Annotated in this window: 16 protein-coding genes; 9 read left to right on the top strand and 7 right to left on the bottom strand. The window is 61.1% G+C overall.

What is annotated here, in order from left to right; genetic code table 11:
• Positions 1–18 precede the first annotated feature (18 nt).
• Positions 19–1692, bottom strand: a complete 1674-nt coding sequence (locus NH195_RS13815) for an acyl-CoA dehydrogenase family protein (RefSeq protein WP_066708003.1) — start codon at positions 1690–1692, stop codon at positions 19–21.
• Between the two features lie 150 nt (positions 1693–1842).
• On the opposite strand from NH195_RS13815, the gene NH195_RS13820 reads away from it, so the two are divergent.
• Complete coding sequence (locus NH195_RS13820; protein WP_238379763.1) at positions 1843–2670, top strand: sulfite exporter TauE/SafE family protein; 828 nt, start codon at positions 1843–1845, stop codon at positions 2668–2670.
• 13 nt (positions 2671–2683) lie between these two features.
• Here the strand turns inward: NH195_RS13820 and NH195_RS13825 are convergent, their stop codons facing one another.
• From NH195_RS13825 to NH195_RS21250, 3 genes are all read right to left on the bottom strand, one after another.
• The gene (locus tag NH195_RS13825; protein WP_066708006.1) at positions 2684–3013 is read right to left on the bottom strand and encodes a c-type cytochrome; all 330 of its coding nucleotides are present in this window, start codon (positions 3011–3013) and stop codon (positions 2684–2686) included.
• A 97-nt stretch (positions 3014–3110) separates the two neighbouring features.
• Positions 3111–4709, bottom strand: coding sequence for a phosphoenolpyruvate carboxykinase (locus NH195_RS13830; protein ID WP_066708009.1), 1599 nt, complete (start codon positions 4707–4709; stop codon positions 3111–3113).
• 147 nt (positions 4710–4856) lie between these two features.
• Complete coding sequence (locus NH195_RS21250) at positions 4857–5090, bottom strand: hypothetical protein (RefSeq protein WP_155846180.1); 234 nt, start codon at positions 5088–5090, stop codon at positions 4857–4859.
• On the opposite strand from NH195_RS21250, the gene NH195_RS13835 reads away from it, so the two are divergent.
• Genes NH195_RS13835 through NH195_RS13865 form a run of 7 tightly spaced genes read left to right on the top strand, consistent with a single transcriptional unit; the run spans position 5089 to position 10484 of the window.
• A complete protein-coding gene (locus tag NH195_RS13835; protein WP_066708012.1) occupies positions 5089–5790 on the top strand; it encodes a response regulator transcription factor in 702 nt (233 codons plus the stop codon). The two genes, NH195_RS21250 and NH195_RS13835, sit on opposite strands and share 2 nt — an antisense overlap.
• Positions 5790–7520 (top strand): sensor histidine kinase, encoded by a 1731-nt coding sequence (locus NH195_RS13840; protein ID WP_066708015.1) that lies wholly within the window; start codon positions 5790–5792, stop codon positions 7518–7520. The genes NH195_RS13835 and NH195_RS13840 overlap by 1 nt, the downstream gene beginning before the upstream one ends.
• Before the next feature lie 3 nt (positions 7521–7523).
• Positions 7524–7958, top strand: coding sequence for an HPr kinase/phosphorylase (locus NH195_RS13845; RefSeq protein WP_066708017.1), 435 nt, complete (start codon positions 7524–7526; stop codon positions 7956–7958).
• 35 nt (positions 7959–7993) lie between these two features.
• Positions 7994–8875, top strand: a complete 882-nt coding sequence (gene rapZ / locus NH195_RS13850) for an RNase adapter RapZ (RefSeq protein ID WP_066708068.1) — start codon at positions 7994–7996, stop codon at positions 8873–8875.
• Between the two features lie 13 nt (positions 8876–8888).
• A complete protein-coding gene (locus NH195_RS13855; protein WP_066708071.1) occupies positions 8889–9281 on the top strand; it encodes a PTS sugar transporter subunit IIA in 393 nt (130 codons plus the stop codon).
• A gap of 35 nt (positions 9282–9316) precedes the next feature.
• On the top strand, positions 9317–9592 hold the full coding sequence (locus NH195_RS13860; RefSeq protein ID WP_066708019.1) for an HPr family phosphocarrier protein: 276 nt from the start codon (positions 9317–9319) through the stop codon (positions 9590–9592).
• A gap of 1 nt (position 9593) precedes the next feature.
• On the top strand, positions 9594–10484 hold the full coding sequence (locus NH195_RS13865; protein WP_081423934.1) for a lysophospholipid acyltransferase family protein: 891 nt from the start codon (positions 9594–9596) through the stop codon (positions 10482–10484).
• Positions 10485–10581: 97 nt separating this feature from the next.
• Here NH195_RS13865 and NH195_RS13870 read toward each other — a convergent pair whose 3' ends face one another.
• The gene (locus NH195_RS13870; RefSeq protein WP_066708022.1) at positions 10582–11457 is read right to left on the bottom strand and encodes a 3-hydroxybutyryl-CoA dehydrogenase; all 876 of its coding nucleotides are present in this window, start codon (positions 11455–11457) and stop codon (positions 10582–10584) included.
• A 190-nt stretch (positions 11458–11647) separates the two neighbouring features.
• On the opposite strand from NH195_RS13870, the gene NH195_RS13875 reads away from it, so the two are divergent.
• Positions 11648–12475 carry a DUF6473 family protein gene (locus NH195_RS13875; protein ID WP_066708026.1) on the top strand — a complete coding sequence of 276 codons (828 nt, stop codon included), beginning with the start codon at positions 11648–11650 and terminating at the stop codon, positions 12473–12475.
• 75 nt (positions 12476–12550) lie between these two features.
• Here NH195_RS13875 and NH195_RS13880 read toward each other — a convergent pair whose 3' ends face one another.
• Positions 12551–13465, bottom strand: a complete 915-nt coding sequence (locus tag NH195_RS13880) for an electron transfer flavoprotein subunit alpha/FixB family protein (protein ID WP_066704798.1) — start codon at positions 13463–13465, stop codon at positions 12551–12553.
• A complete protein-coding gene (locus NH195_RS13885; RefSeq protein WP_066704797.1) occupies positions 13465–14217 on the bottom strand; it encodes an electron transfer flavoprotein subunit beta/FixA family protein in 753 nt (250 codons plus the stop codon). Before NH195_RS13885 ends, NH195_RS13880 begins: the two co-directional genes overlap by 1 nt.
• Between the last annotated feature and the right edge of the window lie 11 nt (positions 14218–14228).

Here is a 14228-nt window from a genome sequence, read left to right on the forward strand (position 1 = left end):
GTTCTTTAAGGCTTCGGTTCAGCCCAGCAAACGCCGCGCAATCACCTGCGCCTGAATCTCGCCCGCGCCTTCGAAGATGTTCAGAATCCGCGCATCGCAGAGGATGCGGGAAATCTGATACTCGAGTGCAAACCCATTGCCGCCATGGATCTGAAGCGCATTGTCCGCCGCAGCCCAAGCGACCCGCGCGCCCAAAAGCTTCGCCATCCCGGCCTCAAGGTCGCACCGGTGCCCGTGATCTTTCTCCCAAGCGGAGAAATAGGTGAGCTGACGCGCCACCATGATCTCGACCGCCATCATCGCCAGCTTGCCCGACACGCGCGGGAACTCGATCAGCGATTTGCCGAACTGCTTGCGGTCCTCGGCATATTGCATGCCGACTTCGAGCGCGTTCTGCGCCACACCGATCGCACGCGCGGCGGTCTGGATACGGGCGCTCTCGAAGGTCTCCATGAGCTGTTTGAAGCCCTTACCTTCCTCGCCGCCCAGAAGGTTTTCGGCCTTCACCTTGAACCCGTCAAAGCCCAGCTCGTATTCTTTCATCCCGCGATAGCCCAAGACCTCGATCTCACCGCCGGTCATGCCGGGGGTGGGGAAGGGGTTTTCGTCGTCGCCGGGCGTTTTTTCGGCGAGGAACATCGACAGGCCTTTGTAATCCGTGGTGTTCGGATCGGTGCGGGCCAGAAGCGTCATCACATGGGTGCGTGCGGCGTGGGTGATCCAGGTTTTGTTGCCGGTGATCGTGTAGGTTTCGCCCTCTTTCACCGCGCGGGTGCGGAGGCTGCCCAGATCGGAGCCGGTGTTCGGTTCGGTGAACACGGCGGTCGGCAGGATTTCGGCGGAGGAGAGTTTCGGCAGCCATTGCTGTTTCTGCTCTTCCGTGCCGCCGCCAAGGATCAGCTCGGCGGCAATCTCGGAGCGCGTGCCCAAAGAGCCAACACCGATATAGCCGCGCGACAGCTCCTCGGAGACCACGACCATCGCCGCTTTCGGGAAGCCGAACCCGCCGTATTCCTCCGGAATGGTGAGGCCGAAGACGCCCAACTCGGCCAGTTCCTCGATGATCTCCATCGGGATGAATTCATCCTTCAGGTGCCACTCATGAGCAAAGGGCACGACCTTTTCGTCGGCAAAGCGACGGAACTGATCGCGGATCATTTCCAGATCGTCATCGAGACCGGAGGCGCCAAAGGTCGCGTGACCCGCATTGTCCCGCATCAGTTCGACAAGACGGCTGCGCGCGGCGATGGAATTGCCGTCGAGCATCAGCTTGACCACCTCGTTATGGCTCGGCTGCACGAGGCCGAGGCCAAGGTGGGCGGGGCGGCAAATCTCGCCCTGGTTCATCGGGATGCCACCGTAAATCTGGCTGAGGTATTCCCCGAAAGCGATCTGATGGATCAACTGTTCCATCTCGCCGAACTTACCGTCTTCCGACAGGCGTTCGGCCCATTTCTGCATCTGCCGCAGGCTCTCGACATAGGTCGCAAGCCAGGCAAGCCCGTGCGCCGCCGTCTGATTGGCCTCAAGCTTGCGCCCGGAAATCCGGTCACCGTCGAGAAACTCCGTGCGCAAGGCAGCGCGCGCGCGGTCGAGAAGCGCCTCCGCGGGGCCGACGGAGGCCGCTGTCAGGGCCAGAAGGTTGGGCAAAATCGGGTTCGACATGGTCAGCTCCTGTTGATCAAGGGCCATGGGACTCTCTCCTCCTCGGGGTCTTGTGACTGTCTAATCATTTCGCAGTTGCAGCGCAATAATATTTTCTCATTCTGCTTTATTTTGACGTAATGTGTCGTGGTGGGGTATTCCTGCCCGCTGGACTAATAAAACCGGACCGCTGGCCGCATGAGCGCACAGGCTTGGCCCTGTACAGGGGCAGGGGCGGGGGCCTATCAGGGGGGCATGATCGACAGCCTTCTGACACTTCTCTCCTTCCCGCAGGTCCTCGCGGCCCTTGCCATCGCGCTCCTGGCCGGCTTTGTCAAAGGCGCCACGGGCTTTGCCATGCCGATGATCATCCTGTCGGGGCTCGGCTCCTTCCTGTCGCCGGAGCTGGCGCTGGCGGGGCTGATTTTTCCCACCGTCGTTTCCAATGTCTGGCAGGCGTTGCGCGGCGGTGTCGGCGAGGCGGTGGAGGCGGCTGTGCGCTACAAGCTCTACATCGCCGCTCTGCTGGTGATGATCCTGCTGTCGGCGCAGCTCGTGGTGATCCTGCCGCAATCCGTGGTCTTCCTGTCGCTCGGCGTGATCGTCGTCCTGTTGGCGAGTTACCTGTTGATCGGGCGGGCGCTGACCATTCCCGAGCATCACCGGAGTTTCTACGATTTGGGTCTCGGTGCGATTTCCGGTGTGATCGGTGGCATCGCCGGGGTCTGGGGGCCGCTGACCGTCGCCTATCTCACTGCCGTGGACACGCCGAAAAAGCTCCAGATCAAGATCACCGGGGTGATCTTTGGCGCCGGGGCGATCACGCTTCTTCTGGCGCATCTGCGCTCCGGTGTGCTCAACGCCCAGACCATTCCGCTCTCCGCCATGCTACTGCTCCCGGCGATTCTGGGCATGGCCGTGGGGCAATGGGTGCAGGACCGGCTGGATCAGAAGAAATTCAAACGCGCGACGCTGTTCGTCCTTTTGATCGCGGGCGCGAATCTGATCCGGCGCGGGCTGTTTTAGCGGCGCGGCTGTTTCAATCCTGCTTTGCCGCCTCAAGCCGTAGCTTGATTTCGGCGACCTTCGGGTTCAGCGACATGAGAAAGGCGGCAATGGCCTCCGGCTCACCGTCTTCCAGCCAGATCTCGGGCATCTGGTCGATGCCCTTCACCGCCTCTGTCACGTCCTTCAGGATCGAGCCCTGAATGTCCGGCCCGTTTTCCCCAAGCGCCTCTTCGCCGTGACAGGCGGAGCAATAGTCGAGAAAGGCCTGTTGCCCCGTCGCGATCAGCGTGGGGTCGGTGAGGGCCGTGTCCTGGGCAAATCCGGGCAGGGGGAAAAGGCAAAGGGCGAACAGGTATTTCATGCCGCCTGTTTGCCAGATCGCGGTGACACCCTTGTGACGGACAAAAGAAAACGCCCCGGCCGAAACCGGGGCGCTGAATGTCGCAGTGCGGCAAGGCTTACTTGATCGCGGCGGCTTTCACGTCGTCGTCGATATAGGGCAGGTACTGCTCGAAGTTCTCTTTGAACATTTTCACGAGCTTCTCAGCCTGCGCATCGTATTCCTCGTTCACGCTCCAGGTCTTGCGCGGGTCGAGCAGGACGTCGGCCACATCCGGCACGGAGACCGGCACTTCGAAGCCGAAGTTCGGGTCGGTGCGGAATTCGACGTCATGCAGCGAACCGTCGAGAGCGGCGTGCAGCAGGTTGCGGGTTGCCTTGATCGGCATCCGCGAGCCGGAGCCGAAGGCACCGCCGGTCCAGCCGGTGTTCACCAGCCAGCAGGTCGCACCGTGCTTTGCGATCTTCTCGCGCAGCAGGTTGCCATAGGCTTCCGGGCGACGCGGCATGAACGGTGCGCCGAAGCAGGTGGAGAAGGTCGGGATCGGTTCCACGACACCCACTTCCGTGCCCGGAGTCTTCGAGGTGAAGCCGGAGAGGAAGTGATACATCGCCTGCGCCGGCGTCAGACGGGCGATCGGGGGCAGAACGCCAAAGGCGTCACAGGTCAGAAGAATGATGTTCTTCGGATGGCCGCCCATCGCGGTGTCGGACGCGTTGGAGATATACTCCAGCGGGTAGGCGCAGCGCATGTTCTCGGTCAGCGAGCTGTCCTTGAAGTCGAGCACTTTGGTGTGCTCGTCGTAGACCATGTTCTCGATCACGGTGCCGAATTTGAAGGTCGTGGCGTAGATCTCCGGCTCGGCTTCGGCCGAGAGGTTGATCGTCTTCGCGTAGCAGCCGCCTTCGAAGTTGAACGTGCCCTTGTCGGACCAGCCGTGCTCGTCGTCACCGATCAGCACGCGGGCAGGGTCGGCGGAGAGCGTCGTCTTGCCGGTGCCGGACAGACCGAAGAAGATCGCGGTGTCGACCGGGTTGTTCGGCGCGTGGTTGGCGGAACAGTGCATCGCCATGATGCCTTTGCCCGGCAGGATGTAGTTGAGAAGCGTGAACACGCCCTTCTTGTTCTCGCCTGCATATTCGGTGTTGCCGATCAGGATCAGCTTTTTCTCGAAGTTCAGCGCGACGACGGTCTCGGAGCGGCAGCCGTGACGTTCCGGATCGGCCTTGAAGGACGGGCAGTTGATCACGGTGAAATCGGCGGTGAAATCGTCCAGTTCGGACAGTTCCGGACGGCGCAGCATAGTGCGGCAGAACAGACCGTGCCACGCGAGCTCGGTGATCATGCGGACATCGAGACGATTTTCCGGGTCGGCGCCGCCATACAGATCCTCGACGAAGAACTCGCGGCCCTTCATGTGCTCAAGCATATCGGCATAGAGCACGTCGAATTTCGCCGGATCCATCGGCTTGTTGTTTTCCCACCAGATCGTGTCTTCCACGTCCGGCGTGCGCACAACGAATTTGTCCTTGGGGGAACGGCCGGTGTGCTCACCGGTGCTCACGAGGAAAGACCCCCCCTGGCCAAGCTCGCCTTCGCCACGTTTGATCGCTTCCTGGATCAGCGCGGGCTCAAGCAAGTTGTAATAGACAGTGCCAAGCCCGGTAATGCCTTGGTCCTCAAGAGTGAAAGCCGGGTTCACGCGTCCGGTCGTCATATGCAAAGCTCCCTCGCCGTGTCCTTGACGGCGTCTGTGGATAACATTCTACGGCGCGAAAGGGCCATTCGCGCCCGGGGCGGCCATGCGCCCGACGGTTGTGCTATATCACGGTTGTCGCTGTCGTAAACAGGACACAGGTCAAGGTTAGCGCAACCATGAAAGAGGTAGCGCAAACAGATCAAACGCCTTCTTTTGCGGGCATAAAATCCATGCAGCCGGAATGGCCGGATGAGACATATTAGTCATTCCTTGTCTTTTTTGCCTTTCCATGGCTTTCAGTGCTGCAACTGATTCGCGGTTTCGCTTGATTTGACCTTGGGAAACGCGGAGTATGGCACAAAAAATGAACCAGTTGAGCAGTTGAAGGGAACCGACCATGTCTCGTATCGCCTTGGTTGACGACGACCGGAATATCCTGACCTCCGTGTCCATGACGCTCGAGGCCGAAGGCTTCGAGGTGGAAACCTACAATGACGGGCAGTCGGCCCTGGATGCGTTCAACAAGCGCCTGCCGGATATGGCCGTGTTCGACATCAAGATGCCGCGCATGGACGGGATGGACCTGCTGCAGCGCGTGCGCCAGAAAACCAACATGCCGGTGATTTTTCTGACCTCGAAGGACGATGAGATCGACGAGGTTCTGGGGCTGCGCATGGGCGCCGACGATTACGTCAAGAAACCGTTTTCCCAGCGTCTGCTGGTCGAACGTATCCGTGCGCTTCTGCGCCGTCAGGAGGCGATCGCGGGCATCGACGTGGTCGAGACCGAAGACACCAAGGTCATGGTGCGCGGCGAGTTGGAAATGGACCCGCTGCGTCATGCGGTGACCTGGAAGGGCAAGGATGTGACGCTCACCGTCACCGAATTCCTGTTGCTTCAGGCACTTGCGCAACGTCCCGGTTTCGTCAAATCCCGCGATCAGTTGATGGATGTCGCCTATGACGATCAGGTCTATGTCGACGACCGCACCATCGACAGCCATATCAAGCGCCTGCGCAAGAAAATGCGTTCCGCCGATCCCGACTTCTCCGCCATCGAAACGCTCTACGGCATCGGTTACAGGTATAACGAGGAATAATGTCGTTTTCTTCCGGCATGGATCGCGCAGGTAAGCGCGGCACCGAGGACACCGATGTCGTGCTCGGCGACGACTGGGTTGCGCCGCGCACGCTCGATGCGGATTTGCGCGCCAAGCGGGAGCGCCGTCGTTTCATCGCCGTGAACCGCTCGCCCCTCGCGCAGAAGATCATCACCTTCAATCTCGTCGCGATCATCCTGATGGTGGCTGGCATCCTCTATCTCAACCCGTTCCGCGACAGCCTGGTGGTGCAGCGCGAGATGGCGATGGTCACCGAGGCCGCTCTGGTGGCCGATATGATGGAGCTGACGGCAGGGAAAGACGGGGCGCTCACCGCGGATGGCGGCGCAGAGGACATCGCCTCCGTGCTGGAAGTGCTGGAACTGCCGCTGCGTGAACATGTCTTCGTCTACGACGCGACCGGGGGGCTGATCGCCTCGACCGAGGGCATGACCCGTGCCGAGATGGCACAGGTCGCGGGGGTCGAGCGCAATGACCGCTCCACCGTTATTTCCGATTTTCTCAATGGGATCTGGTCCGCCGTGACCCTTGCCAAAGGCCCGCAAGGCGAACAGGTTTCCGACGCCGGGGAGCATATCGCCGGGCTCGCCAGCCAGGCGCTCAACAACGAAATTCACGTCAACACCAGCGTCAGTGCCGATGGCTTTACGGTTTTCACAGTCGCCGCGCCGGTCACCGTCGCGACGGAGGCGGGTGAACAGACCATCGGTGCAATCGTGCTCACCTCCGGCGAGGGCGAGATTGACGAACTGGTGCGGGTCGAACGTGAACAGATCCTTCAGGTCTTCGTCATCGCCATTCTGGTCTCCATCGGTCTGAGTCTCGTTCTGGCCTCGACCATCGCCAACCCGCTTGCGGATCTGGCCGCCGCCGCCGAAATCGGGCGCGACAGGAACAGCCGCAAGGTGGCGCCGGGTCGCGTGCGCATTCCCGACCTGTCGGGCCGTCCCGACGAGATCGGCCGCCTGTCCTCGGCACTGCGTGGCATGGTTTCGGCGCTTTACGACCGGATCGACGCCAACGAACAATTCGCCGCCGATGTGGCCCATGAGATCAAGAACCCTCTGGCCTCGCTGCGCTCCGCCGTCGGCTCGCTTCGCATGATCAAGAAAGAGGAGCACCGCGCGAAACTGCTCGACGTGATCGAACATGATGTGCGCCGCCTCGACCGTCTGGTCTCCGACATTTCCAACGCCTCACGGCTCGACAGCGAGTTGGTGAAGGAGGAAGAGGAAGAGTTCAACCTGATCCAGATGCTGACCAACCTGATCGACTATCTGTCGCAGGAGGCGCAGGAGAAAGGCGTCGAGTTCATCTCCGACATGCCCGACAAGCCGATCGTGATTTCCGGCCTTGAGGCGCGTCTGGCGCAGGTTTTCGTCAATCTGATCACCAATGCGGTCTCGTTCTGCGAGGATGGTGATGCGATCCGTGTCTGGGTCCGCAAACGCGATCACCGGGTGCTGATCGTGGTCGAGGACACCGGGCCGGGCATTCCCGAAGAGGCGCTGACCAAGATTTTCAAACGCTTCTATTCGGAGCGCCCCGAAGGTCAGTTCGGCAACAACTCGGGTCTCGGTCTTGCGATCTCGAAACAGATCGTCGAGGCGCATGGTGGCGTGATCTGGGCCGAGAACATCCGCCCGACCGATGCTGACATCACCTCCGATCCGCTTGGGGCGCGTTTCGTCGTCGGTCTGCCGGTCTGAGCGATGGAGAGCGAGGACGCGCCGCTCAACCTGCATGCTTCCTGTGTCGCGCTGGATGAGACCTCCGGCCTGCTGATCACCGGCCCCTCCGGTTGCGGCAAATCCACGCTGGCACTCACGCTCATGGGGTTCGGCGCGCATCTGGTCGCAGATGACGGCACGGAGTTGCGGCGGGACGGCGATGCCCTCATCGCCTGCGCTCCCAAAACGATTTCCGGTATGGTCGAGGCGCGCGGGGTCGGGCTTCTCTCTGCCACGCCGCTGTCACATGCGCGCATCAGAGCGGTGGTCGATCTGTCTCAATCTGAACCCAACCGCTTGCCTCCGGCGCGGGAAACGGCTCTCATCGGTGTCTCGATTCCCATGCTTTTCAAGGTCGAGGGCCCCGGTTTCGCCCCCGCCCTGATCCAATGGCTCAAAGGAGGCCGGTGCGTGTGAGCACTCCCGAGGGTGGCCAGATCGCCCAGACCCAGATCACCCAGACCAAGACACCGCAGCGCGTCGTGCTGATCACCGGCCCGTCGGGCGCGGGACGGTCGACCGCGATCAACGCGCTGGAGGATCTCGGCTATGAGGTGATCGACAACCTGCCGATGTCGATCCTGCCGCGGCTTCTCGAAGGCGAAGGGCTGAGCCGTCCGTTGGCACTCGGTCTCGATGTGCGCAACCGCGATTTCTCCGTCAACGGGCTGATCGAGGTGATCGACGATCTGAGCCGCGATCCGGGCTGTGAGGCCGAGGTGCTCTATCTCGATTGCGCGCCGGAGGTGCTGATCCGTCGCTATTCCGAAACCCGCCGTCGTCACCCTCTGGCCCCTGCCGAAACCGTCACAGACGGCGTGGCGCGCGAGGTCGATCTGCTGGTGCCGATCCGAACGCGGGCCGACATCCTCATCGACACTTCGGAGATGACGCCACATCAGCTTCGCGACGAGATCGAGCGTTGGTTCGCCGAGGGGCGGGAGGCGGAGATGGCCCTCTCCGTCCACAGTTTTTCTTACAAACGCGGCATGCCGCGCGGTGTCGATATGGTCTTCGACGTGCGGTTTCTGGCGAATCCCTATTGGGACGAAAGCCTGCGCGGTCTGAATGGCACGGATGCGCGGGTGCAGGACTATGTCCAAAACGACCCGCGCTTCGCGCCGTTCTTCGACAAGGTGCTGGAACTGACGTTGCTTCTGCTGCCGGCCTACAAGGAAGAGGGCAAAAAGCACCTCTCCATCGCGTTTGGCTGTACTGGTGGGCAACACAGATCGGTCACGCTGGCCGAAATTCTCTCCAAAGCCCTTGCGGAACATAATTGGCCGGTGTCAATAAGACACAGGGAACTTGAACGCCGCCAGGGCGGCAACTGATCGGGGTATGGGCGTGATCGGAATCGTCATCGTCGCGCATGGGGGGTTGGCTCGGGAATATCTGGCCGCCGTGGAACATGTCGTGGGCAAACAGACGGGGATCGAGGCAATTTCCATCGAACCCGATCACGACCGCTCCATGAAACAGCGCGAGATTTGCGATGCGGCCGACGAGGTCGACACCGGTGACGGTGTGGTTGTCGTTACGGACATGTTCGGCGGCAGCCCGTCGAACCTGTCCCTGATGGCCTGTCATCACGACGACAGGAAAATCATTTACGGCGCGAACCTGCCGATGCTGATCAAGCTCGCCAAATCGCGCCACAAATCGGTTGCGGAAGCGGTCGGCAATGCATTGGATGCAGGCCGTAAATACATCGACAGTTTCGATGTGCAGGGCCGCTAGTGGGCCGCTGAGCCGAAACGTCTTGAGGAGGGCACATGGCGTCTGTGACACGCACACATGAGATCGTGAACGTGAAGGGGCTGCATGCCCGGGCGTCGGCGAAATTCGTGGAAACCGTCGAGGAGTTCGACGCCGAGGCCCAGGTCTCAAAAGACGGGCTGAGCACCGGCGGCGACAGCATCATGGGGCTTTTGATGTTGGCAGCCTCGAAGGGAACGACTATTGACGTCACCACGACGGGTGCCGATGCGGCGGCTTTGGCCGATGCGATCGAGGCCCTGATCAAGGACAGATTTGGCGAGGATATGTAAAGTGTCTCACCCCGAAGACCAAGGGACGGAGATCCACGCCCCGAAACCAGGTGCCCCGGATTTCGTGCGCTATGACGGGCGCAAGCTGTCTTATGCCGGGACGTTTTCCGACCCGTCCAAGGTTGCCGTGATCCGCACCATCGAATGGGTGACAGGCAAACTGCCCCTGCTGCGCCGCATTCGACGGTTTGAGCGGATGGGCACGCCGATGGGTCAGCCGTTCTTTACCCAGGCCCTCAAGGTCATGGGGATCGAGGTGAAGACCCCCGCCGAACAGATCGCCAAGATCCCCGCCACCGGCCCGCTCGTGGTGGTGGCCAACCACCCGCACGGTCTGGTCGACGGTCTGGTGATGGCTGAGCTGATCGGCCAGGTGCGCACCGATTACAAGATCCTGACCCGCTCGCTTCTGACCGGCATTCAGGAAATCGACCCGTTCATGTTGCCGGTGCCGTTTCCGCACGAACCCGACAGCCACCGCGAGTCGATCAAGATGCGCAACGAGGCGATGGCGACCCTCAAGGCGGGTGGCGTGATCATCCTTTTCCCGGCCGGCGCCGTGGCCTCGTCGGAGACCTGGTGGGGGCCGGTGAAGGAAAAACCGTGGAACCCGTTCACCGCCAAGATGGTGTTGAAATCCGGCGCGACCGTGTTGCCGATCTATTTCCCGGGGCGCAACACGCGGCTCTATCAGATCGCCGACAAGATTGCGGCGAGCTTCCGTCAGGGGCTCTTGCTGCATGAGATCGCTCATGCGCTCGACAAGCCGCAGTCGCCGGTCATCGGCGATCCGCTGACGCCCGTCGATCTCGAACCGTGGCAATCGAAGACCCGCGAGTTCATGGACTGGATGCGCTCGCACACGCTGGCTTTGGGCGGGCGCACGGACTGAGGCGGGGCAAAAACTGCCCGACAAAAGTCCGACAGAAGTCCGACGCAAATCCGACAGGAAAAAGGGGCCCTTGAGGCCCCTTTGTTTTGCGCCAAGTTTAGCGCGTCGGCACCGGCGTTTCGCCCCGGTAATCGTAGAAGCCCCGCTGGGTTTTCCGCCCGAGCCACCCGGCCTCGACATATTTCGTCAAAAGCGGACAGGGCCGGTATTTCGTATCCGCCAACCCGTCGTGCAACACGTTCATGATCGCCAGACAGGTGTCGAGCCCGATGAAATCGGCAAGCTCCAGCGGCCCCATTGGATGGTTTGCCCCGAGTTTCATCGACTCGTCGATGGATTTGACCGAACCGACTCCCTCATAAAGCGTATAAACCGCCTCGTTGATCATCGGCATCAGGATGCGGTTCACGATGAAGGCCGGGAAATCCTCGGCGCTGGCGGCGGTTTTGCCGAGCGATTCGACCACACCCAAAAGCGTCTTGTAGGTTGCTTCATCGGTGGCGATGCCGCGAATAAGCTCGACGAGTTTCATCACCGGCACCGGATTCATGAAGTGGAACCCCATGAATTTTTCCGGTCGGTCCGTGCGCGAGGCAAGGCGGGTGATCGAGATCGACGAGGTGTTCGAAGTCAGGATCGTCTCGGGTTTCAGATGTGGCAGAAGGCGTCCGAAAATCGCGTTCTTGACGTCCTCGCGCTCGGTCGCGGCTTCGATCACCAGATCGGACTTCCCAAGCTCCTCGAGTTTGAGTGTCGTGGTGATCCGTGCAAGTGCGGCATCCCGTTCGCCCTGCGTGATTTTCTCGCGCGAGACCTGCCGGTCGAGATTCCGCGTGACGGTTGCGACGGCCTTGTCCAGAGCGTCCTGAGAGATGTCATTGAGGAGCACCTCATATCCCCCGAGCGCGAAGACATGCGCGATCCCGTTGCCCATCTGACCGGCGCCGACGACGCCCACTTTGCTGATGCCCATACCGCTTCTCCCAGACACTTCTCGCTGTAACGATTTGGCCAGAGCTTACGCGCCCGGTGAGGCCTGGTTCAAGGGGTAAGGCAGCGAAGCTGACCTGTAAAATTCATGACGAATTGTCAGTTTAGCGATTTCTAAACTTGTCTCTGCGACTCTGAGCTTCGGGTGAAAATACGAACCAGTGGGTGGACACATGGCTTACCAGAATATGGGCGAAGGCGCCCTCAACTACACGCCTTGCCGCTACGGCAAATCGAAACTTCTCTTTCGGGGGCCGCAAAAGGATCTCGATGAACCCTATGTCGCCTTTTTGGGCGGGACCGAGACCTATGGAAAATATGTCGAGGTGCCCTTTGCCGATCTGGTCGAGGCCGGTGCGGGGGTCGAGACCGTGAACCTCGGCTGCGTCAACGCCGGTGTCGATGTGTTTCTGAGCGACGAAACCGTGCTCGACATCTGCAAGCACTCGAAAATGACCGTATTGCAAATCTCCGGCGCGCAGAACATGTCAAACCGCTTCTATGCGGTGCATCAGCGGCGCAACGACCGTTTTCTGCGCGCCTCGACCCTTCTACGGACGATCTATCGTGAGGTCGATTTCACGGATTTCAATTTCACGCGGCATCTGTTGCAGACGCTGGCTCACGTTTCCGACGAGAAATTCTTCATGGTGCGTCAGGAATTGCGTGACGCCTGGGTAGCGCGAATGCGCACCATGGCCATGAAGCTGCACGGGGATGTGATGCTGCTCTGGATTTCCGACCATTCTCCGGATGACGGAGCGGCCTGCGATGCGATCGGCGTCGACCCGTTGTTCGTCAATCGCGAGATGATTGAGGAGATCCGCCCTCTGGTCAAAGATGTGGTGGAAGTGGTCGCCACGCACGATGAGATCGCACAGGGCTACGACCTCATGGTGTATTCCGACCTGGACGCCCCGGCGGCGCGCGAGATGCTTGGCCCCGTTGTTCATTCCAGAGCTGCAGAAGCTCTTCAGGATGCGCTTGCTCCGTATGTGTGAAACACGAAAGAGCGAGCCGGACAGCAAAAAGCCCGCCGTTTTGGCGGGCTTTTTGTTGTCATGGTGCTGCTTTGCTTAAAGCTTCTCGGTCATTTCTGGCACGGCGTCGAAGAGATCAGCGACGAGGCCGAAGTCTGCGACCTGGAAGATCGGGGCTTCTTCGTCCTTGTTGATCGCGACGATCACCTTCGAATCCTTCATCCCCGCGAGGTGCTGGATCGCACCCGAGATGCCGCAGGCGATGTAAAGCTCAGGCGCCACCACCTTGCCGGTCTGGCCGACCTGCCAGTCGTTCGGCGCAAACCCGCTGTCGACCGCCGCACGCGACGCGCCCACGGCCGCGCCGAGCTTGTCGGCGAGCGCCTCGATGATCGCAAAGCTCTCTTCCGAACCGACACCGCGCCCGCCCGAGACGACGATCTTCGCGCTGGTCAGTTCCGGGCGGTCGCTTTCCGCCACCTTGTCCTCGACAAAGGCCGACAGGCCGGTGTCCCCCGCGCCCGAGGCCGCCTCGACCGCCGCGGAACCGCCGCTGCCCGCCGCCTCGAAGGTCGAAGTGCGGAAGGTGATAACCTTCTTTTCATCTTTCGAGCGTACCGTCTGAATCGCGTTGCCGGCATAGACCGGGCGCTGGAACGTATCCGCATCCACCACGGAGGTCACATCGGTCAGAACCATCACATCCAGAAGCGCCGCAACCCGCGGCAGGACGTTCTTGCCCGTCGTCGTCGCGGCGGCGGTGATGTGGCTGTAGCCACCCGCCAGAGACACGATCAGATCGGCAAGGTTTTCCGCCAGCCCGTGGGCATAGGCCGCGTCATCGGCGACCAGAACCTTGGCCACGCCGTCGATCTTCGCGGCCTCGTAGCCCGGCGCACCGCACACGAGAAGCGTCACATCGCCCAGTTTCGCCGAAGCCGAGACGGCTTTCGCGGTGGCGTCGAGCGCGACCGCGCCGCCCGCCACATCCGCAAGACAGAGAACAGCCATCAGACGAGACCTCCCTCTTTGAGTTTCGCAATGAGTTCATCGACCGAGCCGACCTTGATCCCGGCTTCGCGCGCCGCGGGTTCTTCGGTTTTCACGACCGTCAGGCGCGGCGTGGTGTCGACGCCGTAATCGGCGGCGGTCTTCTCGTCGAGCGGCTTCTTCTTCGCCTTCATGATGTTTGGCAAAGAGGCATAGCGCGGCTCGTTGAGACGCAGGTCGGTCGTCACGATGGCCGGAAGAGTGACGGAAATCGTCTGCAACCCGCCGTCCACCTCGCGGGTCACCACCGCCTTGCCCTCGGAGATCAGCACCTCGGAGGCAAAGGTCGCCTGCCCCCAGCCGAGAAGCGCCGCGAGCATCTGACCGGTGGCGTTCATGTCGTTGTCGATCGCCTGCTTGCCGAGGATCACCAGTTCGGGCGCCTCCTCCGCGACGATCTTGGCGAGGATCTTTGCCACCGCCAGCGGCTCGATCTCGACGCCCTGATCCTCTTCGACCAGAATGCCGCGATCCGCGCCCATGGCGAGCGCGTTGCGGATCGTATCCACGGATTTCTTCTCGCCGATCGACACCACGACCACCTCGGAAGCCACGCCGGCCTCCTTGAGACGAATGGCCTCTTCGACCGCGATCTCGTCGAACGGGTTCATCGACATCTTCACGTTCGCAAGATCGACACCCGTGCCGTCGGTCTTAACCTTGACCTTCACGTTGTAGTCGATCACGCGTTTAACAGGTACCAATACCTTCATGCGTAAACTCC

The sequence above is a fragment of the Celeribacter ethanolicus genome, assembly GCF_001550095.1.
GTDB lineage: Bacteria > Pseudomonadota > Alphaproteobacteria > Rhodobacterales > Rhodobacteraceae > Celeribacter > Celeribacter ethanolicus.

What these genes read in the sequence shown, in the direction of transcription:
- NH195_RS13815 (WP_066708003.1), bottom strand. Translation starts at nt 1,692, where the DNA reads ATGGCCCTTGATCAACAGGAGCTGACCATGTCGAACCCGATTTTGCCC.
- NH195_RS13820 (WP_238379763.1), top strand. Translation starts at nt 1,843, where the DNA reads ATGAGCGCACAGGCTTGGCCCTGTACAGGGGCAGGGGCGGGGGCCTAT.
- NH195_RS13825 (WP_066708006.1), bottom strand. Translation starts at nt 3,013, where the DNA reads ATGAAATACCTGTTCGCCCTTTGCCTTTTCCCCCTGCCCGGATTTGCC.
- NH195_RS13830 (WP_066708009.1), bottom strand. Translation starts at nt 4,709, where the DNA reads ATGACGACCGGACGCGTGAACCCGGCTTTCACTCTTGAGGACCAAGGC.
- NH195_RS13835 (WP_066708012.1), top strand. Translation starts at nt 5,089, where the DNA reads ATGTCTCGTATCGCCTTGGTTGACGACGACCGGAATATCCTGACCTCC.
- NH195_RS21250 (WP_155846180.1), bottom strand. Translation starts at nt 5,090, where the DNA reads ATGGTCGGTTCCCTTCAACTGCTCAACTGGTTCATTTTTTGTGCCATA.
- NH195_RS13840 (WP_066708015.1), top strand. Translation starts at nt 5,790, where the DNA reads ATGTCGTTTTCTTCCGGCATGGATCGCGCAGGTAAGCGCGGCACCGAG.
- NH195_RS13845 (WP_066708017.1), top strand. Translation starts at nt 7,524, where the DNA reads ATGGAGAGCGAGGACGCGCCGCTCAACCTGCATGCTTCCTGTGTCGCG.
- NH195_RS13860 (WP_066708019.1), top strand. Translation starts at nt 9,317, where the DNA reads ATGGCGTCTGTGACACGCACACATGAGATCGTGAACGTGAAGGGGCTG.
- NH195_RS13870 (WP_066708022.1), bottom strand. Translation starts at nt 11,457, where the DNA reads ATGGGCATCAGCAAAGTGGGCGTCGTCGGCGCCGGTCAGATGGGCAAC.
- NH195_RS13875 (WP_066708026.1), top strand. Translation starts at nt 11,648, where the DNA reads ATGGCTTACCAGAATATGGGCGAAGGCGCCCTCAACTACACGCCTTGC.
- NH195_RS13880 (WP_066704798.1), bottom strand. Translation starts at nt 13,465, where the DNA reads ATGGCTGTTCTCTGTCTTGCGGATGTGGCGGGCGGCGCGGTCGCGCTC.
- NH195_RS13885 (WP_066704797.1), bottom strand. Translation starts at nt 14,217, where the DNA reads ATGAAGGTATTGGTACCTGTTAAACGCGTGATCGACTACAACGTGAAG.